The organism is Tardiphaga sp. 841_E9_N1_2 (assembly GCF_051811065.1).
In the GTDB taxonomy this organism is placed as follows: domain Bacteria; phylum Pseudomonadota; class Alphaproteobacteria; order Rhizobiales; family Xanthobacteraceae; genus Tardiphaga; species Tardiphaga robiniae.
Genome location: NZ_JBPWQC010000001.1, coordinates 539378 through 561275 on the forward strand (window position 1 = coordinate 539378; position 21898 = coordinate 561275).

General features: G+C 63.9%; 28 protein-coding genes and 1 pseudogene. 18 read left to right on the plus strand and 11 right to left on the minus strand.

Annotated elements, in window-relative coordinates; genetic code table 11:
• Positions 1–26: 26 nt before the first annotated feature.
• The gene (locus AB8A50_RS02295) at positions 27–1160 is read left to right on the plus strand and encodes a helix-turn-helix transcriptional regulator (RefSeq protein ID WP_439076641.1); all 1134 of its coding nucleotides are present in this window, start codon (positions 27–29) and stop codon (positions 1158–1160) included.
• Between the two features lie 103 nt (positions 1161–1263).
• Here AB8A50_RS02295 and AB8A50_RS02300 read toward each other — a convergent pair whose 3' ends face one another.
• Genes AB8A50_RS02300 through AB8A50_RS02310 form a run of 3 tightly spaced genes read right to left on the minus strand, consistent with a single transcriptional unit; the run spans position 1264 to position 4730 of the window.
• Positions 1264–1842 carry a DUF1254 domain-containing protein gene (locus AB8A50_RS02300; RefSeq protein WP_089267023.1) on the minus strand — a complete coding sequence of 193 codons (579 nt, stop codon included), beginning with the start codon at positions 1840–1842 and terminating at the stop codon, positions 1264–1266.
• A complete protein-coding gene (locus AB8A50_RS02305; protein ID WP_439063520.1) occupies positions 1839–2417 on the minus strand; it encodes a DUF1214 domain-containing protein in 579 nt (192 codons plus the stop codon). Before AB8A50_RS02305 ends, AB8A50_RS02300 begins: the two co-directional genes overlap by 4 nt.
• A 24-nt stretch (positions 2418–2441) precedes the next feature.
• Positions 2442–4730: a transglycosylase domain-containing protein gene (locus tag AB8A50_RS02310; RefSeq protein ID WP_439076643.1), complete on the minus strand. Its 2289-nt coding sequence runs from the start codon at positions 4728–4730 to the stop codon at positions 2442–2444.
• Between the two features lie 291 nt (positions 4731–5021).
• On the opposite strand from AB8A50_RS02310, the gene AB8A50_RS02315 reads away from it, so the two are divergent.
• Both AB8A50_RS02315 and AB8A50_RS02320 read left to right on the plus strand, forming a co-directional pair.
• Complete coding sequence (locus AB8A50_RS02315; RefSeq protein WP_439076645.1) at positions 5022–5534, plus strand: YcgN family cysteine cluster protein; 513 nt, start codon at positions 5022–5024, stop codon at positions 5532–5534.
• Positions 5535–5727: 193 nt separating this feature from the next.
• On the plus strand, positions 5728–7341 hold the full coding sequence (locus AB8A50_RS02320) for an MDR family MFS transporter (protein ID WP_439076647.1): 1614 nt from the start codon (positions 5728–5730) through the stop codon (positions 7339–7341).
• Positions 7342–7360: 19 nt separating this feature from the next.
• Here the strand turns inward: AB8A50_RS02320 and AB8A50_RS02325 are convergent, their stop codons facing one another.
• On the minus strand, positions 7361–8848 hold the full coding sequence (locus AB8A50_RS02325; protein ID WP_439076648.1) for a serine hydrolase: 1488 nt from the start codon (positions 8846–8848) through the stop codon (positions 7361–7363).
• 230 nt (positions 8849–9078) lie between these two features.
• On the opposite strand from AB8A50_RS02325, the gene AB8A50_RS02330 reads away from it, so the two are divergent.
• From AB8A50_RS02330 to AB8A50_RS02340, 3 genes are all read left to right on the plus strand, one after another.
• On the plus strand, positions 9079–9243 hold the full coding sequence (locus AB8A50_RS02330; protein ID WP_093759013.1) for a Flp family type IVb pilin: 165 nt from the start codon (positions 9079–9081) through the stop codon (positions 9241–9243).
• A gap of 164 nt (positions 9244–9407) precedes the next feature.
• The gene (locus AB8A50_RS02335; protein WP_175367476.1) at positions 9408–9692 is read left to right on the plus strand and encodes a DUF3551 domain-containing protein; all 285 of its coding nucleotides are present in this window, start codon (positions 9408–9410) and stop codon (positions 9690–9692) included.
• Between the two features lie 29 nt (positions 9693–9721).
• Complete coding sequence (locus AB8A50_RS02340) at positions 9722–10030, plus strand: hypothetical protein (protein WP_175367475.1); 309 nt, start codon at positions 9722–9724, stop codon at positions 10028–10030.
• Positions 10031–10076: 46 nt separating this feature from the next.
• Here AB8A50_RS02340 and AB8A50_RS02345 read toward each other — a convergent pair whose 3' ends face one another.
• The gene (locus tag AB8A50_RS02345; protein WP_170849707.1) at positions 10077–10541 is read right to left on the minus strand and encodes a hypothetical protein; all 465 of its coding nucleotides are present in this window, start codon (positions 10539–10541) and stop codon (positions 10077–10079) included.
• Complete coding sequence (locus tag AB8A50_RS02350; protein ID WP_175367474.1) at positions 10511–10780, minus strand: hypothetical protein; 270 nt, start codon at positions 10778–10780, stop codon at positions 10511–10513. Before AB8A50_RS02350 ends, AB8A50_RS02345 begins: the two co-directional genes overlap by 31 nt.
• An 85-nt stretch (positions 10781–10865) precedes the next feature.
• Here AB8A50_RS02350 and AB8A50_RS02355 point away from each other — a divergent pair, with 85 nt between their 5' ends.
• From AB8A50_RS02355 to AB8A50_RS02365, 3 genes are read left to right on the plus strand one after another with little or no spacing between them, the layout of a single operon-like run.
• Positions 10866–11279, plus strand: coding sequence for a hypothetical protein (locus tag AB8A50_RS02355; RefSeq protein ID WP_309944749.1), 414 nt, complete (start codon positions 10866–10868; stop codon positions 11277–11279).
• Complete coding sequence (locus tag AB8A50_RS02360) at positions 11248–12519, plus strand: DNA-packaging protein (protein WP_439076650.1); 1272 nt, start codon at positions 11248–11250, stop codon at positions 12517–12519. The genes AB8A50_RS02355 and AB8A50_RS02360 overlap by 32 nt, the downstream gene beginning before the upstream one ends.
• Before the next feature lie 36 nt (positions 12520–12555).
• Positions 12556–13746, plus strand: coding sequence for a phage portal protein (locus tag AB8A50_RS02365; protein ID WP_439076652.1), 1191 nt, complete (start codon positions 12556–12558; stop codon positions 13744–13746).
• On the opposite strand, the gene AB8A50_RS02370 is transcribed toward AB8A50_RS02365, so the two are convergent.
• Positions 13747–13926, minus strand: coding sequence for a hypothetical protein (locus tag AB8A50_RS02370; RefSeq protein WP_439076653.1), 180 nt, complete (start codon positions 13924–13926; stop codon positions 13747–13749). It lies immediately after the preceding gene.
• A gap of 194 nt (positions 13927–14120) precedes the next feature.
• On the opposite strand from AB8A50_RS02370, the gene AB8A50_RS02375 reads away from it, so the two are divergent.
• From AB8A50_RS02375 to AB8A50_RS02385, 3 genes are all read left to right on the plus strand, one after another.
• Positions 14121–14801 (plus strand): metallophosphoesterase, encoded by a 681-nt coding sequence (locus tag AB8A50_RS02375; RefSeq protein WP_439076655.1) that lies wholly within the window; start codon positions 14121–14123, stop codon positions 14799–14801.
• Between the two features lie 75 nt (positions 14802–14876).
• Complete coding sequence (locus AB8A50_RS02380) at positions 14877–15134, plus strand: hypothetical protein (protein ID WP_089267034.1); 258 nt, start codon at positions 14877–14879, stop codon at positions 15132–15134.
• Positions 15135–15193: 59 nt separating this feature from the next.
• Entirely contained in the window at positions 15194–15343 is a 150-nt protein-coding gene (locus AB8A50_RS02385; RefSeq protein ID WP_158596823.1) for a hypothetical protein, read from the plus strand.
• Between the two features lie 47 nt (positions 15344–15390).
• Here AB8A50_RS02385 and AB8A50_RS02390 read toward each other — a convergent pair whose 3' ends face one another.
• Positions 15391–16470, minus strand: a complete 1080-nt coding sequence (locus tag AB8A50_RS02390; protein ID WP_439076657.1) for a tetratricopeptide repeat protein — start codon at positions 16468–16470, stop codon at positions 15391–15393.
• A 126-nt stretch (positions 16471–16596) separates the two neighbouring features.
• Here AB8A50_RS02390 and AB8A50_RS02395 point away from each other — a divergent pair, with 126 nt between their 5' ends.
• From AB8A50_RS02395 to AB8A50_RS02405, 3 genes are all read left to right on the plus strand, one after another.
• Positions 16597–16812, plus strand: a complete 216-nt coding sequence (locus AB8A50_RS02395) for a hypothetical protein (RefSeq protein ID WP_089267037.1) — start codon at positions 16597–16599, stop codon at positions 16810–16812.
• A gap of 12 nt (positions 16813–16824) precedes the next feature.
• Positions 16825–17007 (plus strand): hypothetical protein, encoded by a 183-nt coding sequence (locus AB8A50_RS02400; protein WP_439076659.1) that lies wholly within the window; start codon positions 16825–16827, stop codon positions 17005–17007.
• Between the two features lie 233 nt (positions 17008–17240).
• A complete protein-coding gene (locus AB8A50_RS02405; RefSeq protein WP_439076660.1) occupies positions 17241–17957 on the plus strand; it encodes an HK97 family phage prohead protease in 717 nt (238 codons plus the stop codon).
• A gap of 28 nt (positions 17958–17985) precedes the next feature.
• Here AB8A50_RS02405 and AB8A50_RS02410 read toward each other — a convergent pair whose 3' ends face one another.
• Positions 17986–18897 (minus strand): hypothetical protein, encoded by a 912-nt coding sequence (locus tag AB8A50_RS02410; RefSeq protein ID WP_120290836.1) that lies wholly within the window; start codon positions 18895–18897, stop codon positions 17986–17988.
• A 193-nt stretch (positions 18898–19090) separates the two neighbouring features.
• On the opposite strand from AB8A50_RS02410, the gene AB8A50_RS02415 reads away from it, so the two are divergent.
• Positions 19091–19222, plus strand: coding sequence for a hypothetical protein (locus AB8A50_RS02415; RefSeq protein WP_439076662.1), 132 nt, complete (start codon positions 19091–19093; stop codon positions 19220–19222).
• 149 nt (positions 19223–19371) lie between these two features.
• On the opposite strand, the gene AB8A50_RS02420 is transcribed toward AB8A50_RS02415, so the two are convergent.
• Complete coding sequence (locus AB8A50_RS02420) at positions 19372–19539, minus strand: hypothetical protein (protein ID WP_175367463.1); 168 nt, start codon at positions 19537–19539, stop codon at positions 19372–19374.
• 215 nt (positions 19540–19754) lie between these two features.
• Between AB8A50_RS02420 and AB8A50_RS02425 the strand changes: the two genes are divergently transcribed.
• Positions 19755–21008 carry a phage major capsid protein gene (locus AB8A50_RS02425; protein WP_439076664.1) on the plus strand — a complete coding sequence of 418 codons (1254 nt, stop codon included), beginning with the start codon at positions 19755–19757 and terminating at the stop codon, positions 21006–21008.
• 49 nt (positions 21009–21057) lie between these two features.
• On the opposite strand, the gene AB8A50_RS02430 is transcribed toward AB8A50_RS02425, so the two are convergent.
• Positions 21058–21378 (minus strand): hypothetical protein, encoded by a 321-nt coding sequence (locus AB8A50_RS02430; RefSeq protein WP_439076666.1) that lies wholly within the window; start codon positions 21376–21378, stop codon positions 21058–21060.
• Between the two features lie 120 nt (positions 21379–21498).
• Between AB8A50_RS02430 and AB8A50_RS02435 the strand changes: the two are divergent.
• A pseudogene (locus AB8A50_RS02435) lies at positions 21499–21704 on the plus strand (phage major capsid protein); the annotation flags it as partial.
• Between the last annotated feature and the right edge of the window lie 194 nt (positions 21705–21898).

A 21898-nucleotide genomic window follows, 5' to 3' on the forward strand; every position in this document is an offset into this window, starting at 1 on the left:
CGCGCAATCACGGATTTGGAATGTTCATGGACGTTGTCGACAATGACGTACTCTCTTCAATCATCGGAGATATCTACGACTGCGTTCTGAACCGTGAGGGATGGTCGCGTGTTATCACCCGCATCACACAGACGATGGATGCGGCCTACACCACGATTGCGCTCGCTGGCACGTCGGACAATCACGGCCGGTTTGCTGCCCAATCGCCCTGGGATGCCGAGCGCATGCGCGCGCTGCAGGACTACAGTTTCGATGATATTCCGGGCCTGAAGGCTGCAGTGGTCGGCGATATCGATACGCCCGTATCCACGCTCTCGCTGATGCCCGAAAGTGAATTGCAGCAGACCGCTTTCTTTCGTAATTGGGCCGGACCGCAGGGATTGCGGGAAGGGTGCATTGTCAAATTCGTCCACACGCCGGACCGCATCGGTCTGCTCGGCTGCACCACTTGGGCGGACAAGGCTGCCGTATCTGCCGAGGATCAACGGTTTCTGACCTTGCTGTCTCCGCATTTGCGCAGGGCCGCGATGATCAGCGACCTGCTCGATGACGTGCGCGTGACCGCGCAGCTGTTTCGTGAATCGCTTGAGAACCTCGCGGTGCCCGTCGTGTTGACCGACGCGGCCGGATCGGTGCTCCATGCCAATGCAAGTGCCGAACGCATGTTCGCAACTGATGGTCCGATCCTGCGTCAGGGGCGAACCATTCAGGCACAGAACGCATTGATGGGCGACGCCTTGCTGCAGGCGATCGCAAGCGCTGCCTCGGACCTCTCGCTCGGCGCCAAAGGCATTGGCTTGCCGGTGTCGGCGGCAGGACAACCGCCCGCGGTCGCCTATGTCCTGCCTTTGACCGCTGGTACGGCGCGCGCCGCTTTTCGCCCCGCATGTGCGGCCGTCTTCGTCTCGACAACGACCTCGGCCTCTCCAATGCCGGAGGCCGTGTTGACAACGCTGTTCGAGCTCACGCCCGCCGAAGCGCGCGTGCTCGTGAGCGCCGGAAAGGGGCTCAACCCGTCCCAGACGGCCACTTCGCTCGGGATCTCGGAGAATACGCTGAAGACACATCTCAACCGGATCTACGCCAAGACCGGCAGGTCACGGCAGGCTGATCTCGTGAAGCTCGTGGCGGATATCGGCACGCCGCTGGCTACGGGATAGCGCACGTAGGATGGGTAGAGCGCAGCGAAACCCATCAAATACACACGACGACATGATGGGTTTCGCGAAGACGCTCTACCCATCCTACGATGACGATCGCTTATCAGCGCTTGCCCTTCACCGGCGCAGCCGGCGGATCGGTCTGCACCCGACAATTAGATGCGGCGAGGGATGCCTGTGCCTGGATCATCAGGCCGGGTTCGGCGGCGAGCGCCTTCAGCACGATCAGGCCGGTCGCGGTCGGCGAGTCGATGATGAGGCGGTCGGCGGACGTGACGTCCTCTTCCTCGGGCAGCGCTTCGTGCTGCGCCTCGGTCATCAGATCGAGCTCGATGACGCGGCGGCCGGCGGAGCGGTCGTTGATCGCGTAGTAAGCGACGTCGCTGCGGGTATAGAACGACACCGACGTGTAGGACTGGCTGACCGGCACGGTGAGCTTGATCGGTCCTTTGGCTAGGTCGTAGCGGCAGACCGCCATGGCGAAGGCCGGGTCCATGAATGGCAGCAGCGCATTGGCCGGCTCGGTCTGCGGCAATGCTGTCACCGCATTTTCTTTCGTCACCGAAGCGAGGCGCGAATAGGCGTCCTGCGTCGCGATACGCGGCAGCGCCAGCACGCTGACAAGATGCACGATGCCGCCAAGCACGACCCCCCCGATGAGCGCGAACATCAGCCGGATCATGGGCAGCTCACCGTGGCGATGGCGGGCATCGGTGCGTCTTTCTGCGTCCGGGTGGCAACGCCAACCGGCGTATCGTACAGCCGCAGCATCAACACATAGCGTTCCAGCGCTGATGTCGGCAGCCAGTTGCCCGCGCGCGAGCGTGCAGCGATGCGGATCTCGAACGCGCCGTCGGCATTGCGCACCACTTCCTGGCTGGTGAAGCCGTAGCGCTGCAATGTATTGGGCACCAGGCGGCCCTTGGTGTCATAGAGCGAGAGCGTCCAGAAACGCGCAGCCGGTGTCACGCCTGACACGACGATATCGCAGCGACCGTCCAGCGGCTTTTTCCTGTCGTCGGTGGTGGCAGTGAAGGTGACGCCGTCGCCCGTGCCGATCGGCAATTCGCCCGACCGTGCAATGGACGCACGCGCGTAGGGATCGATCTCGCTGGTGCCGGTGCGCGGGCGCGCCGTCCATGCACCGATCGTGAGTGTACCAAGGTCTGTGCCGCGGGTCGCGGTGGTCCAGGTCAGGCCGAGACCGACGGCAGTGGCGATCGCGAGCGCCAGAAGCGTGAGGAAGATCAGCCGCACGTGCGCACCGTCATGATAGCAGCTTCAGTTCTTGCGCGACGCGGGGGCGGTTGCGGATGTGGTCGTTTTGGCATCCGGTGCATCATTCGCCGACGCGTAGCTCTCGGGGAAGGCCAACGCGGAGGAAGCGCGGGGCTTCAACGGTTCGTTGGATGATGTGCGGCCGGCGGTCTTGCCGGCGTCGTCGAGCAGCTTCTCGACACGCAGCAGGACGTCGGCGCCGCGGCGCGTCAGCACCGGTGGCGGGCCGGGCTTGGCGTCCTGCGCGTTGGCGGCCATCACGGATGAGGCGGCTGCGGCAGGATTCTTGGTACCCGCGCCGACACCCGGGATTTCCTTGATCTCGATGCCCTGATGGGCCGCGACCATGATGTCGTGCCATGTCTGCGCGGGCAGCGAGCCGCCGGTCATGCGGTTGGTCGGCGAGTAGTCGTCATTGCCGTACCAGACTGCACAGCTGAAGTTGCCGGTGTAGCCGACGAACCAGGCGTCGCGATACGCATTCGTGGTGCCGGTCTTGCCTGCTGTCGGAATGCCGTCCAGTGCCGCGCGGCGCGCGGTGCCTTCGCTGACCACGTGGCTCATCATGCCGGCCATATCGGAGGCGACGGAGGCGGGGATCGCCTGCAACTGCTTCGGGCCGTCGCGGTCGAACCGCCAGACCAGATCGCCAGCGCCGGTACGGACTTCCAGCACGGCATGTGGCTTCGACGATCGGCCTTTGTTCGGGAAGGTCGCATAGGCGACGGCGTGTTCGAGCACGGTGACTTCGGTGGAGCCAATCGGCAGCGACGGCGTATCGAGCAACGGTGCCGTGATGCCGAAGCGGCGCGCGGTCTCGACGATCTTGACGCGGCCGGCCTTGGCCGGATTCTGCGCGCCCTTGCCGAGCGCAATCGAAATCTTCACCGGCACGACGTTGATCGAACGGGTGATGGCCTGCGTCAGCGTCACGTTGCCGGAATAGGAGTGGCCGTAGTTCTGCGGGCACCAGTTGCCGATACAGACCGGGCCGTCGAGGATGATCGAGGTCGGCTTGTAACCGTTGAGCAGCGCCGTCGTGTAGACATAGGGCTTGAACGACGAACCGGGCTGGCGCATCGCGTCCACCGCGCGGTTGAACTGGCTTGCGCCGTAGTCGCGGCCACCCACCATGGCGCGGACGCCGCCTTCGAGGTCCGACACCACCGTGGCGGCCTGCGTCGCATGATAGTCGCGGCCGAACTGGCGGAGCTGGTTTTCGACGGCGGCTTCGGCGGCGCGCTGCACATTCATATCGATGGCAGTGCGGACCACGAAAACGCGCTCGACATAGGATTTCGGGAATGTATCGACGAGCTTGCGCATCTCGTCGAAGGCCCAGTCGAGATAGTAGTTCGGCGAGATTTCCTGGCGGCGATCGACGGCGACGGCGGGATTGCGCCGCGCACCGAACACCTGACCTTCGGTCATGAAGCCGGCATCGACGAGGTTGTCGAGCACCACGTTGGCGCGGGCGCGGGCGGCGGGCAGGTTGATATGCGGCGCGTATTTGGTTGGGGCCTTGAACAGGCCGGCGAGCATCGCGGCTTCCGCGAGGTTCACGTCGCGCGCGGATTTGTTGAAATAGAAATGCGCTGCGCCGTCGACGCCGAACGTGCCGCCGCCCATATAAGCGCGGTCGAGATAGAGCTTCAGAATTTCGTTCTTGGTCAGGCGGGTTTCCAGCCAGATGGCCAGGAACGCTTCGTTGACTTTGCGCTCGATGGTGCGCTCGTTCGACAGGAACAGATTTTTCGCGAGCTGCTGCGTCAGCGACGAACCACCCTGGCGCACGCCGCCGGCCTGCGCATTGGTGACCAGAGCGCGCGCGGTGCCGGCGATGTCGATGCCGAAGTGATCGTAGAAGCGGCGGTCCTCGGTGGCGAGGGTGGCCTTGATCAGGTTATCCGGGAAGTCTTCCAGCGGAATGGAGTCGTTGTGCTTGATGCCGCGGCTGCCGATCGGATTGCCGTAACGATCGAGAAACGTCACCGCGAGGTCGGATTTCTTCAGCCAGTCTTCATCGGCGGTTTCGCGAAACGCCGGCTGCGCCAAAGCGAGCATGAGGATCAGACCGCCGAGGCCGATGGTGGCCATTTCCGACAGCGGCTCGATGACCACCCAGCGCTTCCAGCGACCGACATAGAAGCGGTCCATGAACGTGGAGTAGCGCTCCCAGAGTTCGCGGGTGCCGCGGCCAGACGAGAACAGGCCGGAATCGATGCGCGCATCCAGATCCAGCAGGAAATGCCGGAACTTGGTCTTCCAACGGGATGGCACGATCTGAGGCACAGGGGCCCTTGGTTTGTTGCAGCGCTCGCGTGCACCCACCGGCACCGCGCGGACGTCATGCTGAAATAATGCGGCAACCCGGCGGCAGGTTTGCGGCCGCCGGAGAGTCGTTCAAGTTCTAGCCGAGCAGGGCAGATAAACCAATGGCATTGCTTATCATTTGCACGACAGGGCTAACAGCTTGCCGGTTTTGCCCTTGTTTGCGAGCCGGCCGACACGATGTTGCTTGCAGAGCCTGCACCGCAACTCCTAGAAGGGCGTTTCGCCGCAACCTGGATTGATTCAAATCGCATGACCGCGCGTCCCCCGCGTCCTTCCGCACAGGAGGGAATGTTCTGGAAAACCAAGACGTTGGAAGAGATGTCCGGCGCCGAGTGGGAAAGCCTGTGCGACGGCTGCGGACGCTGCTGCCTGGAAAAGCTGGAAGACGAGGATACCGGCAAGATCTATTACACACATGTATCCTGCCGATTGCTCGATGCGGGTCTTTGCGCCTGCAAGGATTATCCGAACCGCTCCGACCATGTTCCCGATTGCGTGCGGCTGACCCCCGACAATGTCCGCACCCTGAGCTGGCTGCCGCCGAGCTGCGGCTACAAGCTCGCGGCCGAGGGCCGCGATCTCTACTGGTGGCACCCGCTGATCTCGGGCAGCGTTGACACCGTCCATGAAGCCGGCGTATCGGTCCGCGGGCGGGTCGAGGGCAGCGAGGACACGATCTCCGACGACGAGCTGCAGGATCACATCGTGACCTGGCCCGCGCTGCTGCCGCGCAAGGCGAAGCTGAAGAAGCGGCCGGCGTAGAATCCGCGGCGCGCGGTGTTCGATCACGCGCATATGACGCTCAGATGATCGCCGCGGGACGCTCCCATGCAAGGAAACAACTGTTGCTGCACGGGGCGGGGGAATAGATTTCTTCCAAAGAGAGTCTGTGCGCGGGAGTTTGCGCCGATCTGGCTCTCCCGTTACCTCCCAAGCCCTTTGAATCCGAAGTTTCATGAACAAGTTCGAACGACAGAGCCGGTCAGCGGCCGATGATCAGGTATTGTCCGGGGAAATCCCGTCTGATGCGGGCCTGTCGGATGAGCTCGCGCAGGAACTGTCGCGGATCCCCACGGAAGTGATCGAACCCGGCGACGCGCCTGCTGTCGTGAAGGCGCCGCTGACCCCCGCCGAAGTCCGCACCATCCTGATGAGCCTGCTGCTGACCATGTTCCTGGCAGCGCTCGACCAGACCATCGTCGCCACCGCGCTGCCGACCATCGGCCGGCAATTCGCCGATGTGAACAACCTGTCCTGGGTCATCACCGCCTATCTGCTCGCATCGACCGCGGTGGCGCCGGTGTTCGGCACGCTCAGCGATATCTATGGTCGCCGCGCGATGATCATCACCGCGATGTCGCTGTTCATGGTTGGCTCGATCATGTGCGCATTGGCGCCGAACATGATCGTGCTGATCATCGCACGTGCCCTGCAGGGCCTCGGCGGCGGCGGCATCCTGCCCATCGTGCAGGTGGTGATTTCCGACGTGGTGTCGCCGCGTGAGCGCGGCCAGTATCAGGCTTATTTCAGCGGCGTGTGGGTGGCGGCCGGCATCGGCGGCCCGATCATCGGCGGGCTGTTCGCCGAACATCTGCACTGGTCCATGATCTTCTGGATCAACATTCCGCTCGGTGTGGGATCGCTGGCGCTGCTGTTGCCGAAGATGAAGAAGCTTCCTGTGTTTCATCGCCGCCGCAAGGTCGACTGGCTCGGCGGCATGCTGCTGATGGCTTCAGCCGTCGTCTTCATGCTGGTGCTGACATGGGGCGGCACCAAATTCTCCTGGGCGTCGCCGACCATCGTCGCGATGATCGGCGCAGCAGCGGTGATGGGTTTCGCCTTCATCTGGCATGCGATCCATCACGATGAGCCGTTCCTGCCGTTACCGCTGATGTCGGGCTCGGTGGTGCCTTTCGCGATGGCCGCCGGCGGCTGCGCGATGGGTGCGATGCTCGGGCTGACCGTACACATGCCGCTCTATTACGAAGTGGTCTACGGCCTGACTGCAGGTCAAGCCGGCGTTGCGCTGATCCCGATCGCGGCGGTGTCAGTCGGCGGCGCTGCCTTTGCCGGCCACATGATGACCAAGGCGAAACACTACAAGCGCGTGGCGATCGCCGGCACCGCCATGTCGGCGCTGATGGGTCTGCTGCTGGCGCTCGCGACGCCGCTGCCACTCTGGGCGCTGCTCACGATGCTCGGCCTGTTCTCCATCGGGCTCGGCACGGCATTTCCGGTCAGCCTGGTGTCGATCCAGAACGCCGTGCCACGCCCGCAGATCGGGACCGCGACCGGCGCCATGAACTTCTTCCGCGCGCTGATGGCGTCGTTCACCGTCGCCGCCTTCACCACCATTCTCCTGATGGCGCTCGGCACGGACATCTCGATCTCAGGCGAGCATGCCGCCAGCACGCATCCGATCGCGGCCAGCGATATGGTCAGCGCCTTCCGCTATGTGTTCGAAGCTGCGGCAGCCCTGCTGGCGCTGTCGACACTGTTCCTGCTGCTGATGGAAGAACGCCCGCTGGCAGGGCCGGCAAAGGCGAAGCCGTCGCTGGTTTCGGAGTAGGCGAAGCCGTCATCCGACTTCAGAAATGTTCCGCTGCCACGCGTGTGAAGGCGATGTCCTTGACCAGCGGCTCGAGCGGGACTGCCACGCTCGCAATATTCCCGTCTTCGCCGGTGGAAAATGAGGGGGAAAGCCGGCTCGGCATCAGGCCGCCGGGCGACGCAGGTGTCTCTGGCAGCTCGAACGTGTCCGAGTTTCGATGCGTGAGCGGCTCCGACATGCCGCGAAACGCCCAATGCAATTTGCCTTGGGCATGCGTGATCGTCATCCGGCCGTAGCCGGGATGCGCGTAGTCACCGGCGTAATCCGCGAGGTCACGGTGCGGCTCGGTGGCCGGCGTCGGCGCGGCTTTCCCGGTCTGCAGCCAAGCCTCGTATTGCGTCACGAAGTTGCGGCGTTGCTCGCGGAAGCGATCGAAGCAGGGTACCGGTTCCTTGCCGCAGACTCGGTCGAAGACATAATTCGCGAGGATGTGCGGAGCGAGTATCGGAGTCATGCCATTATTGGCGAGCACCGCGACACCGACGCCGCGATCGGGCAACATCATCATCAGCGCATTCGTGCCGGTGAAGCCGCCTCCGTGCCACACCACGCGTTCTCCGCGATACCAGTGCGAGCGGAAGCCGAAACCGTAATGCACATCGCTGTAGTCGGCGAATCCGGTTGCCCCGACATGCACCCGCGGCTTCTGGAGCTCCTGTATCAGGCTGGATGACAGAAGACGTTGTCCTTCAAACGCGCCCTGGCCGAGATGAAAACGAAGCCAGTTCGCGAAGCTTGCAATCGACGTGCTCATGCCGCCCGCAGCCGGCACGCTGATGGGCCAGAGTTTCGTGCGCTGACAAGTGTCTCCCATCATCCCGTAGGGCACGGCCGCGTCGGTAGCTGCGGCAAGCTCCTCCACAGTGAACGTCACCTTCATGTCCAGCTTGTCGGTCAGCGAGCGGGTGAATTCGGCCCAGCTCTGGCCGCTGACGCGCTCGGCCACCATGCTCGCAATGAGGTAGTCGAGGTTCGAGTACTGAAAGGCGCTGCGAATGTCGGCGCTCGGTTCGAGATAGCGCAGCGCTGCCAGCATTTGGGCGGGTGACAGATCGCCGGGCAACCAGATCCAATCGTGACGTGGCAATCCGGAATGGTGGCATAGCAGGTCGCGCACCGTGACGCGGTCGCTCGCAACGGCGTCATAGAGCCGGAATTCCGGGATGTATTCCCGCACCGGCTTCTTCCAATCCATGCGCCGCTCGTCAACCAAGAGGGCCAGGCCCGTAGCGGCGAACGACTTCGAGACCGACATGATTTGAAACTGCGTATCCGTCGTGACGTTCAGGCCGGCTGCGATATCGCGAAGGCCATAGGTCCCAACGAACGCAACCTCCAGGTCTTGCACGATAGCGACGGCGAGGCCCGGGACCTTCCACTCCTTCATGACCTCTACGACAAGATGCTCGAATTCGGGAATGAACGCCGCGACGGATTGGCAGCATGCGACAGGTTCAGATGCCATTGGGACAAGCCTCGACACTTCTGGTTAAGTGCAAGCTGAAATGCAGACGATACCCGGCCCCACGATACTCCCAAGTCCCGTTGCTCCGGGCGAGCGCACACATAGTTACCGCACGATTAATTCATAATTGAGCCTGTTGGTGAACCTTCCTGCAACCTCTGCCGCTTAGGTTGAGTTCAGTTTTCAGGGGACGGCGTGGAAGAAATCCGCAGCCGTATGAGGAGATTTTCGTGTTGCGTTTGATTTCGAAATTTATCGACGATGAGTCTGGTGCGACGGCCATCGAATATGCGCTGATCGCTGCCGGCATCAGCCTCGCGATCATCGTGGCTGTGCAGGGCCTTGGTACCACGCTGAACGGGCGCTACGCCGCCGTGAATACCTCGCTGAAATAGGGCCGCGAAGACCGGCCGGTGCCGGGCGCCGCCATTGCAATCGACAAAAGACATGGCTGTCTTGTCGAAACGCAATGTCGTGAATGTCCTATCGATTGGGGTGCTGCACCCTATATGATCGTGCGCGGGCCTCGAGCCTGCGCATTTTCATATGGATGACCATCATGACATTGAATTCGCGTTTGAAGCTTTCGGCATTGGCCGGTTTGGGATTTGCGGCATTCATCCTCGCGGGAGCGACGCCGGCCTCGGCGGCTGGTGCGCAATTCTGCATCGCCCAGAGTGGCGCCAACGGCGAATCCTCCTATGTCAGCAACTGCATCTTTTCTGACTACCAGCAATGCATCAATGCTGCCGTCGGTACGCGAGGCAACTGCGTGGGCAACGTCGAGTATCGCGCCGGCGCTGCTGCGGAACCGGCGCCACAACGTCGCCGGCGCGCGCGGTGAGTGATCGTCCGCTCGTGAAGGACGCATCGATGACAACAAGGATTCGCAGGCTCCTATGGGCTGTGGCCGCGATTGCAATCGCGTCGGCGTCGTTGCCGGCTGTGGATTCTGCGCAGGCGCGGCCATCGGTCGCGGCCAGCTCCGGTATTCCGCCGTTCTGCGTGTTGACCGGCGGCCCCCGCGGGCCGGGGAGTGTGCCGCAGATCTGCCGGTTCTTCGACTATCAGCAGTGCCTGCAGGCCGCGACTGCGTTGCGCGGCAATTGCGTGGTCAATATCGACTATCCCGGCAAGATCACCGGTGCTCCGGGAGCGGCGTGGTCGCAGCCGCCGCGATAGCCAGCGCGTTGATCGCGCGGACAAAATTCCGATTTCAGGACTAAATTCAAATTCTAGGATTTTTAGCCTTGACAGCGTTGCGCTGTCGAAGTAGGTTTGCGGCATGCTCCACAATTGGGTTCGCAGGAAACGCCGCTGCTGATTGGCGGCGAATCTGCGCCGCGCTGTTTAGCCCGGTGTGCGGTGAATACCCGGAACATCGATCCAAATCCTGCGTTGCTTTCCATACGGTGCCGCAAGGAATCTCATCGGCATCCAACAGCAAGCCAAACGAGGGTGCCATGATAATCAGGAATTCGGCAACCAAGCAAAAAGAGCAGATCGTCGAATCCGCGACGGAGGCACGCCAGGCCGAACCGGGCCCGTCGATCCTCGCGCTTTTGGCGATCAGCCTCGGCCTCGCTGTGTTGATCCTCGGCGTGGTCTGGTTTGTGTTCTTCAGGACGTGATCGGTTTCGGCGATCGGCCGATCAATTTCAGTCAGTCCGGCATGATCGACTGACAGCAGCAACGAGTTCCCAACATGGTCAGAAAGCCAATAGCCCGCCCGGCGAGAAAGCCGGCGCGGGCTGCTGTCGTTGTGAAGGCCGCGCGGAAACCAAGGGCGGCGAAGAAGAGCTCCAAGAACTCGAAAGTAAAGAATTCACAGAAAACATGGAGCGCCGTTGACCCGGCCACCATGGCAGCAGCCGCTGAAAAAATCCGGGCCAGCGTGGCGGCCCGGAAGAGGACGATTGCGGCAACGACCATCTTCGCCGGACCGGGGAGGCCGAAACCAGCATCCGCTGCTGAAGTTGATATACCTCCAACTCAAATCAAGAAGCGACCGGCCGCAATGAAAGCTGTTACCAAGAAGCGGTCCAGCGCTCCGCGTGCAAGACGGCGAACGGCCGTCGATCGGTTCAATGATTTGCCGCCTGACGCGCCGCTGACCGATCGCGTTACCCAAGCCATCGAACGCGAACTCGATTCGATCCAGAAGATCGTTGGCCGCCGGCGCTTGAATGAAGCGTTGCGCACAGAGGCCGAGCGCCGCGCCCGCACGCTGGCTTCCCTGGCGCGCACATTGACCGAACTGAAGAAAGTGCAGGGCGGCAACGAACAGAGGCCCGCCGAAGATGACGACCGCCCCCGAGACCTCGACGAACTCCGTCGACGCATTGCTGAACGTCTTGCAAGACGGCCTGGCGGGCGACCGCCAATTCCTGTCGACGGGAATGACGCGGGGCGAGAGAGGCTTCCTGAGTGAGTGCTGGAATGTCTTCGCGCATGCGCATCAGGTGCCGCCTGACATCGCGCCGAATGGTGCGCCGTGGCTGACATGGCTCATGATTGGCGGACGAGGCGCAGGCAAGACACGCGCCGGTGCCGAATGGGTGCGTGCGCAGGCGCTCGGTCAGGCGCCACTAGCGCACGAAAAAGCCCGTCGTATTGCGCTTGTTGGCGAAACCGAACACGACGTGCGTGAAGTGATGATCGAGGGAGTGTCCGGGCTGCTCAGTGTGCATCCGGATCACGAGCGCCCGGTCTGGATGCCGTCACGCAAGCGGCTGGAATGGAGCAACGGCGCCGTCGCACAGGTATTCTCCGCGGAAGATCCCGAGAGCCTGCGCGGCCCGCAATTCTCCTGCGCATGGTCGGACGAGATGGCGAAGTGGCGCTATGCCGAAGCCACGTTCGACATGCTGCAATTCGGGCTGCGGCTGGGCCACCGGCCGCGGCAGATGATCACCACGACGCCGCGGCCGACGGCGCTGCTGAAACGCCTGATGGGCGATCCGACGACGGTGACGACGCGCGCCGCAACCGTAGTGAATGCGTTCAACCTCGCGCCGACGTTTCTGCAGAGCGTGATGGATCGCTATGCTGGCACACGGCTCGGCCGACAGGAGCTCGACGGCGAAATCATCGAGGATCGGCCCGATGCATTGTGGTCGCGGGGGCTGCTCGAACAGTGCCGCGTGCGCGAGGCACCGCCGCTACGACGCATCGTCGTGGCGGTCGATCCGCCGGTGTCGTCCGGCAAGCGCGCAGACTGCTGCGGCATCGTTGCCGCGGGGATCGCCGAGGGCGGCATCGTCTATGTGCTGGCCGACGACACCGTCTCGTCGGTGACGCCGACGGCCTGGGCCAACAAGGCGATCGCACTGTGGCGCCGGCTGGAGGCCGATGCGCTGGTGGTGGAAGTCAACCAGGGCGGTGAGATGGTGCGCAGCGTGATCAACGAAGTCGATCACACCGTGCCGGTGACGCCTGTGCGTGCCTTGCGCGGCAAGTGGCTACGCGCCGAGCCGGTGGCGACCTTATACGAGCAGGGCCGCGTGAAGCACGCCGGCAGTTTTGCCGCGCTGGAAGACGAGATGTGCGACTTCGCAAGTTCGGGTCTGTCGTCTGGCCATTCGCCGGATCGTCTCGACGCCATGGTCTGGGCGGTCGCCTCGCTGGCGCTGGTGCCGCGCGGGGATGGGCCAAGGATCAGGGTGTTGTGACTTCGTGTCCCGTGCACAGTTGAATTGGATCATATCATGTTCGATCGCTTGAAAGCCTATCTGGCGGCGCCCGAAGCAAAGGCGTCGCGCACCGCGCGCGTGCTCGCATTTGAATCGGGCGGGCGTGCGCGATGGACGCCGAAGGATTTTGCAGCGCTGGCGCGCGAAGGCTATCTCTCCGATGCCATCGTGCACCGCGCCGTGCGGCTGATCGCGGAGAATGCCGCGGCGTGCAGCTTTCTCGTCTTCGACAGCGCGCAGGAACGCGAGGCGCATCCGCTGGCGCAGCTGCTGACGCGGCCGAATCCGCGGCAGGATGGCGGGGTGTTCTTCGAAACGCTCTATGCGCATCTGCTGCTCGCCGGCAACGCCTATGTCGAAGCCGTCATGCTCGACACGCAGGTGCGGCAGCACGAGGTCCGTGAACTCTACGCGCTGCGGCCGGATCGCATGAAAGTCGTGCCCGGCAGCGACGGCTGGGCCGAGGCCTATGACTACAGCGTCGGCGGCCGCAGCGTGCGCTTCGATCAGCAGGCGTCCGGCGTGCCGCCGATCCTGCATCTGACCTTCTTTCATCCGCTCGACGATTACTATGGTCTGGCGCCGATCGACGCGGCCGCGACCGCGCTCGACACCCACAACGCCTCGTCGAAATGGAACAAGGCGCTGCTCGACAATGCGGCGCGGCCGTCGGGGGCGCTGGTCTATGCGGGACCGGAGGGATCGGTGCTGTCCGAGCCGCAATTCGATCGCCTCAAGCGCGAACTCGAGGGCAATTATCAGGGCGCCGCCAATGCCGGGCGGCCGCTGCTGCTGGAAGGCGGGCTCGACTGGAAGGCGATGTCGCTGACGCCGAAGGACATGGATTTCCTCGACGCCAAGCACAATGCCGCGCGCGAAATCGCGCTCGCCTTCGGCGTGCCGCCGATGCTGCTGGGGATTCCCGGCGACAATACATTCGCGAATTTCCAGGAAGCCAACCGCGTGTTCTTTCGCCAGACCGTGCTGCCGCTGGCGGCGCGCACCGGCAACGCGCTGGCGCAATGGCTGGCGCCTGCGTTCGGCGACGGCATCCGCATCGACATCGACACCGACCGCGTGGATGCGCTCGCCGCCGATCGCACCGCGCTATGGGAGCGCGTCAGCAGCGCGGACTTCCTGACGCTGAACGAGAAACGCGAAGCGGTGGGTTATGCACCGGTGGAGGGTGGGGACAGGCTGGGTTGATTATTGCGGCGCGGACGCGTCGCTGGCCGAAGCCTGTGCAAGCGCCAGCGGCAGGCCGAGCGCCCTGGCACGGTCGCGGCGTTCGCTGGCATTCATTTCGTTTTCCTTCTGTTCGAAGGCAGCCAGTTCGCGCGCGACGATCCGCTTGAAGTCCTGCTTGGGCGTGTCGTGGCGAGTCATGGTGGTCTCCTGTGATGCACGCCCTGATAGGACGTGTCGTGGCGGATTGACACATGATAAAGATTGCAAGTTGTGCTGGATCAATCGTGAGGGTGTAGTCTCGGTATCGCCTCCATGTTTTGCACGCATGAGCGCGTGTATGATGCGCGGCACGCCGCTGTGGAAAAATCGAATCAACACGATGGATCATTGCGATGCCACTCACTTACGTCATCCCCGATCTGCACGGCCGGCGCGATCTGCTGGATCGGGCGCTGGCTGAGATCGAGACGCATCGGACCGGTGAAAACGCCACGCTCATTGTGCTCGGCGACTATGTCGACAAGGGCCCAGACTCGCGCCGCGTCATTGCGCGGCTGCGGGCAGGGGTGGCGCCGGGCCTGCGGCTGGCGATGCTCAAGGGCAATCACGATGCGCTGATGGTCGCCGCGCTGCGCGGCGATGTGGCGATGGCAAACTGGATGACGAAAGGCGGCGATACCGCGCTGGCCTCCTATGGCGGCGACATCGCCGATGTGCCGGTGCATGACATCGACTGGCTCGACGGCCGGCCGCTGTGGCACATGGATGCGCATCGCGTCTATGTCCATGCCGGCGTCGATCCCGCGCTGCCGCTGACGCAGCAGGATCCGGTATTGCTGATGACCAAGCGCTATGCGGATGACGATGCGTCCGGCCATGATGCCGGCGAGGGCGCGCGCCATGTGGTGCATGGCCATGACCGCCATGCCGATGGGCCGCTGCTGAAACAGGGCCGCAGCAATCTCGACACCTATGCCTGGAAGACAGGCCGTCTGGTAATCGGCGTGTTCGATGACGCGCTGCCGGGCGGGCCGGTGGAGCTGATCGAGATCACCCCGCCGCCGGCGCCTTGAGGCGGATATGACCTCTTGAACCAAAGACCGCGCCGCGACGCCTAACCGGCAACGCAACTGAAGCGGCACGCTGGCATGTCCTCGATCATCGAAACCGTCGTCGAATTTTTTGCCGAGCTCGTCTGGGGCTGGGTGACAGCGCGATGGCCATGGGTCGGGGACGCCGTAGGAGCGACCTGCCTCGTGGCCGGCGCGGTCGTGGCACTGTCGTCATCCGGCACTGAGCGCGTGCAGGCACTGGTGATCGGTGGTCTTGTCGGCATCGGTGCTGGTGGGTTGCTGCTGGTGTGGTTCTGGCGCCTGCGCCGCGCGGCGGCGACGCGGACGGAGTGATCGCCATGACTGTGACACCGGCGATGCTTGGCGCCACGACAGACTGAGGAGATGCACCGATGCCGGATTGGATCTTGCCGCTGCTGCTGCTGATCGGAATCCTCGCCGTTCTGTACCGCGCCTTCCTGCACACGCCGCGGGCGCCGCCCAGCGGCAGGAACCACGACGAAGGCGTGACCAATTACTGGGACGTCCACCGCGATCGCTAGGGATGCCGATGCGCGGCGCTGCGTGCAACGGCCCCCTTCAAAGCCGTCTAGTGCGTGGTTTGCGCCGCGACCCAGTCGGGATCGATGCGGGTCGCCTCGGCGATATCGTTGAGTGCGCCTTCGGCATCGCCGGTGACGCGTTTCTGCACGCCGCGGTAATACAGCGCCTTGCCATTGTCGGGCGTGTGCGTCAGCACGGCATCGAAATCGGCGATGGCGCGTAGCGGCTCGTGCTTGTCGATCAGGGCCGCGCCGCGGTTGAACAGATAGAGCTCGGACTCGGGGTTGAGCTTGATGGCCATGCTGAAATCGGCGACGGCGCGGTCGAGATCGTTCCGCATGTAGTGGATGACGCCGCGGCTGTTATAGGCGCTGGGATAGTCCGGGCTGATCCGTATCGCTGTCTCGAAATCGGCGATGGCGCGGTCCCTGTCGCCCTTGTCGTCAAAGGTGCGGCCGCGCCAATAGACTGTCACGGCATTGGTGGGATCGAGACGGATCGCTTCGCTGTAATCGGCGATGGCCCGGTCGAGATCGTGCTTGTCTTTCCAGGCCCGGGCGCGGCTTTCATGGGCGGAGGCGTCGTCCGGCGCGAGGCGGATCGCGGCATCGAAATCGGCAATGGCCTGGTCCGGTTTGGCGGTGTCGAACCAGATGCTGCCGCGGTCCTTGTAGAAGTCTGCATCGTCGGGCCGCAGCCGAATGGCTGCGCTGAAATCGGCGATGGCCCGGTCATACACTTTCATGACCTGCCAGAGGTGGCCGCGCATGGCGTAGCCCGATGCGTCGTCCGGCTCGAGCCGGATGGCGGCGTCGGCGTCGGCGATGGCTGCATCCGTTTCGCTATAGGTCTCATGCAAGAGCGAGCGGCTGCGATGCAGCGCCGCCAGATCGCCGCCGCGGTAATAGTCGAGCCCGATGGCGCGGTCGCAGGCGGCCATCGCCTTCACGCTGCGGCCTTTCAGGCACATGGCGTAATCGCCGCCCGGGCCGGCCAGTGTGGCAGCAGTGGCATAAGTCGGCGTTGCGGCGGCACTGGCGGCCAGCGCCAGTGCCATCAGCGTGCTGCAGAGCGGCAGGCGCAAGGACAGGCGCAAGGACAGGCCAGATCGTGCGTTCGGGTGCATGTGTCGTGCTCGGATGGCGAGGGAGCCGGGACGGCGTTGCTGCTTGGTCGGCGGCATCAGCCGAAAGGTTCGACGGGGCGCGAACGCGGCAGCGGGTGCGCGCGCAAGATGGAAGTGACAATCGCCATGGATGACCTGATCCGCATTTTCACCGAGCGCGGCGACCTCGCGCATCTCGCTTTGTTTCTGTGGGCGAGCGTGGCCAGCGCCGCGGCTCTGTTCGCGCTGCGCGAACTCGCCGGCGCCTCGCGCCGCTTCGACGAATTCGTGCGCCAGCTCGCGCGCTTCAACCGCCGTGCGCATCGCCGCCACCGCATGCGCGACGATACCGACGACATCTGAAAGGGATCTTCCATGGACAGTCTGCACGACGTGATGCGTTCGATCCGCCCGGAGACGAAAGCGGGCAAGGATCATCTCAGCGTCTTCAGAGAATTTCTCGCCCATCTCGATCAGTTGCAGCGCAAGGCCATCGCTTCGAGGCCGCGGCTGAAGCCGGCGGCGCGACGAAAGCCGATGCGGCGCACGAAAGTGTAGTTCGCTTTTTTCCCCTCTCCCCCAGCACGGTGCAGCCGTGCGCCGCGGGAGAGGGTGGATCGAATGCACATCGTGCATTCGAGACGGGAGAGGGAGCCGCAGGCTCCGGTGCTTGTAGCGCCCCCTCTCCCTGACCCTCTCCCGCCAGACGCAGCTGCGCTGCGCCCGGGGGAGAGGGGACACTCCTGACATCGATTGTCGCTCTTCTTCCCCCGCATCTCGCGAGGCCGCCGATGCATGCTCCGTTGCCATCTCCGTTGCCATCCCCCCAGCCATCCCCCGCGCGCCTCGCACTCACGCCGGACGGCGTGATCGAGGGCTATGCCTCGCTGTTCGGCGAGATCGATCAGGCGCGCGACATGGTGATGCCCGGCGCCTTCACGCAGACGCTGAAGCAGCGCGGTCTCCGCAAGATCCCGATGCTGTTCCAGCACGATCCCTCGGAGCCCGTCGGCGTCTGGCTCGAGATGAAGGAAGACCTGCGCGGATTATGGGCGCGGGGCCGATTGATCCCGGATGTGACACGCGCCCGCGAATTGCTGGCGCTGCTGCAGGCCGGCGCGGTGGACGGATTGTCGATCGGTTATCGCACCCAGCGCGGCCAGATCGAGCCGAAGACGCGGGTGCGCAAACTCTATCAGGTCGATCTCTGGGAAGTCTCCATCGTCACGTTCCCGCTGCTGAACGGCGCGCGGGTGAGCGCCGTGAAGGACGCGCCGTGCTCGCGCCTGCGCGATCAGGCCGAGCGCGACTGGACCCAGCTCACCGGCCAACACGTCATCGACTCATATCGCACCGATTTGAGCGGCGCCGCGGATGCACCGGCGCTGGTCATCCGGCGTGGGCGCAAAGCGGGCGGACCTGTCCAGGCCTGTTCGCTGCGCGCCCGCGCCGATCGCAAACGCGCGCTGCACGGCGTCGCCGCCCACGCCCGGTTCGCCGGGCGCTGAGGACAACGCGCCGCGCCGCGATGCGCGCTCAGAACAGTTTGTTGATCGTCGCCGTGATCGCCTGGGTCTGGGTCCGCGCGGCGGCGGTGCCGACCATGGTGCCCTGGTTGGTGGTGCCGCCGGTGCCGTTCGGATTGGTGAACGGGCTCGCATAGTTCGCGGTGTTGTTTTCGGTCATGGCGAACATGTAGTTCACATCCACGAACCAGGTCGGATCGAGGAAGTAGGTGGCGCCGACCATGGCGGCGCCGCCGAGCACCCAGCTCTTGCTGGTCAGGTTGATCGGCGCGCCGGAGACGTCGGTGCGGTTGCCGTTGAGGTCGGCGAAGCCGATCAGGCCGTTGAGGTCGGTGCGGACCCGGGTCAGCGTCGGGCCGGCGCCGAGATAGACGAAGCCGCGGTCGAACGCATGGCCGATGAAGGGCACGAACGTCATCTGGTGATCGATATGAATCTGGTAGGACTGCACCAGCGCGTTGCCGGTGAACGGCACCACCGTGCTCGTGCCGGTCGGCGTGAACGATCCCACCTGCGGCAGCAGCGCCGCGCGGATGTTGGAACTGGCGCCGAGATAGCTGTAGCCGAACTTGGCGCCCCACAGCCAGTCGCTGCCGGAGAAACGGGAGAAGTAGCCGCCCTGCGCCGAGAAGGCGATCTGCGCACGGTCGTCCGGATACAGCGTCGCCGGGCCGGCGGCCGATCCCGAGGAGGTCAGCACGCCGTTGGTGAAGACGTTCGACGTCCCCACCGCATAGACATTCTGGGTGCCGAAATCGAGCGTATTGGCGCTGCCGCCGATGCCGACGAAGAAGCCGGAGTGCGGCACCCACGAGGTCTCGGCCGGCGGCAGCCGCGGCGCCTTGACGGTCACATCGGCCGCTTGCGCGGCTCCGGCCGCGACCAGGCCGGCGAGCATTCCAGTCATGGTGATGTTGCGCATGTCGTTCCCCCGGCGGGGCGGATCCCCGCTTGCAGCAGCCTAGGCAGAGCGGGGGAGGCGGGTCTGTGCCATTCCGCACAGTTCCGCCGCGTCCGAGACAAGTGACCTCGATCATCGCCAATCAACGCCGCGCGCGGCGCGTTCGCGTGCCCGATTTCCTTTAACGTTCACGAACCCCCACGGAGACCACACCATGACCTACGACATCACCGACGCTGCGCCCGAGCATAAGGCGGCCTTTGCGCTGCCGCGCGCGAATGGACAAACCTCGCAAGCTCACATCGGACAGGTCTTGCCGGCGCCGCGGATGCACCGGCGCCCGTGACACGGCGCGGGAGCGCAGCGCGCGGGCCTGCACAGGCCTGTTCGCTACGCTCTCGCGCCGGAAGGAAAATGGCGCTGGGAAAAATCGGCTACGACGCTGCGCTCCGCGGAGCGCGGGCCACGCGCGGACCGCTCTAGCGCAAGTCGGCTCTAATGCAGTTCAGCGCGATCGATCGGCAGGTGCAGGCGCTCGGCGCGTTCTTCGCGGTCCTGCCTGCGGAACGCGCTCTCGCGCTGTTCGAAGGCGATCATTTCCTGCTGCGCCTGTTGCAGGAACTGGTCGTATTTCGTCATCGGTGGTTGCGCATGCTTCGTCATCGCCAACTCCGTGTGTGTCACTCTACCGGACAAGCCTAAACGCCGTTCAGGCTAGCGGGTTCCCTGTTCCAGATCAAATTTCATGTCGCTGCTAGGCCGTTCCATCGGCCCTGAGCCGATCGTTCAGGACCTGTGAACGTCCGCGACGTCGTTGCGCGTGCAGCTTCGCCATGTCTCTACCCAGACGACCGACGTCTTCAACCCCGGAGAACACCATGAATTTCGACATCACCGATGCTGCCCCCGAACACAAAGCCGGCTTCTCGAATGGCGCGCGCGACGACTATGACGAGTTGCGACATACCTTCGAGGAATTCAAGGCCGCCAATGACGAACGGCTGGCTGATATCGAGCACAAGCGCAGCGATGTGCTGCTCGAGGAGAAGGTCGATCGCATCAACCAGGCGCTCGATGCGCAGCATCGGCGCCTCGATCAGTTGTCCCTGAAGGGCGCGCGGCCCGCACTTGCTGCGGACAGCGCCGTGCGCCCCCAACCTTCCGAACACAAGTCGGCTTTCGATGCCTATGTGCGATCCGGAGAGAGCGAGGGGCTGCGGCAGATCGAGACCAAGGCGATGTCGGTCGGCTCCAATACCGATGGCGGCTATCTGGTGCCGGTCGAGCTGGACACGGTGATCGCGGAACGGCTCGCGATGATCTCGCCGATCCGCGGCATTGCAGGTGTGCGCCGGATCTCCAGCGGGCTCTACAAGAAGCCGTTCATGACGGCGGGGCCAAGCACCGGCTGGATCGGCGAAACGGCGGCGCGCCCGCAGACCAATTCGCCGACATTCGATGTGCTGTCGTTTCCGGCGATGGAGCTTTACGCCATGCCGGCTGCGACAGCGACACTGCTGGACGATGCGGCCGTCGATCTCGACGACTGGATCGCCGGGGAGATCGATCAGGTCTTCGCCGAGCAGGAGGGCATGGCCTTCGTCTCGGGCGACGGCGTCAACAAGCCGAAGGGATTTCTCAGCTACACCACAGTGGCCAACGCCTCATGGAGCCGGGGCAATATCGGCACCATCGCCACCGGCGCGGCCGGCGCCTTCGCGGCGTCGAACCCCTCCGACAGCCTGGTCGATCTGATCTATGCGCTGAAGCCCGGCTACCGGCAGAACGCCACCTTCGTGATGAACCGCCGGACGCAGGCGGCCATCCGCAAGTTCAAGGACTCCACCGGCGTCTATCTCTGGCAGCCACCGGCCACCGCCTCGGGCCGCGCCAGCCTGATCGGCTTTCCGCTGGCCGATACCGAGGACATGCCGGATGTCGCCGCAGGTTCGCTCTCCATCGCCTTCGGCGATTTCCGCCGGGGCTATCTGATCGTGGACCGCCAGGGTGTACGCGTGCTGCGCGATCCCTATAGCGCCAAGCCCTATGTGCTGTTCTACACCACCAAGCGGGTGGGCGGCGGCGTGCAGGACTTCGATGCGATCAAACTGCTGAAGTTTGCAGTGAGCTGAGGGCGGGCGATCGGTGCGGGCGATGTGCCGTCGCCCGCCATTGCCTGGTTCAGCAGTAGCGGTAGTTGCAGCCAAATTGCTGGCGGCCAACAAGCAGCTCCGGCGGCACACCATAATGGCTGTAGTAATAGGAAACCTGCGGCGGACCGAAATAACGGTGAACCTGAATTGGAGCTCCGCCCGGGGACGAATAAGTGGTGACCTTGTCGAATGGCGGGGATTCGACGGCAAGGAAACGCCCGCCGCCGACAAGCGGTGCCGGCTCCGCCACCTGACCATGGCCATAGCGCGGAGTGCCCGAGAGATCGGCGGCCGCCGCCGGCAGCGTCACGGCAGCCACGATGCAGGCGAAGGCGAGGGGGCGCAGCACGACGGGCATTCCTTCTGATCAGCGCGTCACTGCGCGAGAGCGATGGCGACGGTTGTGCGATGCATGATTGCCAGAAGGAGCTTGTGTGAGGCTGATTTGACCCACGCGGCGTGTATCGCAGATAGGCCGGATGTCGCCGCAGGTTCGCTCTCCATCGCCTTCGGCGACTTCCGCAGGGGCTATCTGATCGTGGACCGCCAGGGTGTGCGGGTGCTGCGCGCTCTCTATAACGCCAAGCCCTATGTGCTGTTTTACACGACAAAGCGGGTCGGGGCAGGGTGCAGGACTTTGACGCGATCAAGGTGCTGAAGTTTGCGGTGAGTTAGGTGTGACTCGAGTAAAGCCCGAGAATGCGGCGGCAAAATCGGACGTCTGTAAAATTGTTGCTGAACCTCATGTGCCCGTGGCTTAGTCTCGGAGAAAAGGGTTGAGTTCGGGTAGAGGGAGATCGGGCAACCGAGATATCCGCTTTGCTGTTCGTTAGCCGCTAGGATACAACTGGAATATAAGAGCAACCGAA

Bases quoted from the DNA above. Each gene is read 5' to 3' on its own strand.
- AB8A50_RS02295 (WP_439076641.1), top strand. From the start codon at position 27: ATGGACGTTGTCGACAATGACGTACTCTCTTCAATCATCGGAGATATC.
- AB8A50_RS02300 (WP_089267023.1), bottom strand. From the start codon at position 1,842: ATGATCCGGCTGATGTTCGCGCTCATCGGGGGGGTCGTGCTTGGCGGC.
- AB8A50_RS02315 (WP_439076645.1), top strand. From the start codon at position 5,022: ATGACCGCGCGTCCCCCGCGTCCTTCCGCACAGGAGGGAATGTTCTGG.
- AB8A50_RS02320 (WP_439076647.1), top strand. From the start codon at position 5,728: ATGAACAAGTTCGAACGACAGAGCCGGTCAGCGGCCGATGATCAGGTA.
- AB8A50_RS02325 (WP_439076648.1), bottom strand. From the start codon at position 8,848: ATGGCATCTGAACCTGTCGCATGCTGCCAATCCGTCGCGGCGTTCATT.
- AB8A50_RS02335 (WP_175367476.1), top strand. From the start codon at position 9,408: ATGACATTGAATTCGCGTTTGAAGCTTTCGGCATTGGCCGGTTTGGGA.
- AB8A50_RS02340 (WP_175367475.1), top strand. From the start codon at position 9,722: ATGACAACAAGGATTCGCAGGCTCCTATGGGCTGTGGCCGCGATTGCA.
- AB8A50_RS02350 (WP_175367474.1), bottom strand. From the start codon at position 10,780: ATGGTCGTTGCCGCAATCGTCCTCTTCCGGGCCGCCACGCTGGCCCGG.
- AB8A50_RS02355 (WP_309944749.1), top strand. From the start codon at position 10,866: ATGAAAGCTGTTACCAAGAAGCGGTCCAGCGCTCCGCGTGCAAGACGG.
- AB8A50_RS02360 (WP_439076650.1), top strand. From the start codon at position 11,248: ATGACGCGGGGCGAGAGAGGCTTCCTGAGTGAGTGCTGGAATGTCTTC.
- AB8A50_RS02365 (WP_439076652.1), top strand. From the start codon at position 12,556: ATGTTCGATCGCTTGAAAGCCTATCTGGCGGCGCCCGAAGCAAAGGCG.
- AB8A50_RS02370 (WP_439076653.1), bottom strand. From the start codon at position 13,926: ATGACTCGCCACGACACGCCCAAGCAGGACTTCAAGCGGATCGTCGCG.
- AB8A50_RS02375 (WP_439076655.1), top strand. From the start codon at position 14,121: ATGCCACTCACTTACGTCATCCCCGATCTGCACGGCCGGCGCGATCTG.
- AB8A50_RS02380 (WP_089267034.1), top strand. From the start codon at position 14,877: ATGTCCTCGATCATCGAAACCGTCGTCGAATTTTTTGCCGAGCTCGTC.
- AB8A50_RS02385 (WP_158596823.1), top strand. From the start codon at position 15,194: ATGCCGGATTGGATCTTGCCGCTGCTGCTGCTGATCGGAATCCTCGCC.
- AB8A50_RS02390 (WP_439076657.1), bottom strand. From the start codon at position 16,470: ATGCACCCGAACGCACGATCTGGCCTGTCCTTGCGCCTGTCCTTGCGC.
- AB8A50_RS02395 (WP_089267037.1), top strand. From the start codon at position 16,597: ATGGATGACCTGATCCGCATTTTCACCGAGCGCGGCGACCTCGCGCAT.
- AB8A50_RS02400 (WP_439076659.1), top strand. From the start codon at position 16,825: ATGGACAGTCTGCACGACGTGATGCGTTCGATCCGCCCGGAGACGAAA.
- AB8A50_RS02405 (WP_439076660.1), top strand. From the start codon at position 17,241: ATGCATGCTCCGTTGCCATCTCCGTTGCCATCCCCCCAGCCATCCCCC.
- AB8A50_RS02410 (WP_120290836.1), bottom strand. From the start codon at position 18,897: ATGCGCAACATCACCATGACTGGAATGCTCGCCGGCCTGGTCGCGGCC.
- AB8A50_RS02415 (WP_439076662.1), top strand. From the start codon at position 19,091: ATGACCTACGACATCACCGACGCTGCGCCCGAGCATAAGGCGGCCTTT.
- AB8A50_RS02420 (WP_175367463.1), bottom strand. From the start codon at position 19,539: ATGACGAAGCATGCGCAACCACCGATGACGAAATACGACCAGTTCCTG.
- AB8A50_RS02425 (WP_439076664.1), top strand. From the start codon at position 19,755: ATGAATTTCGACATCACCGATGCTGCCCCCGAACACAAAGCCGGCTTC.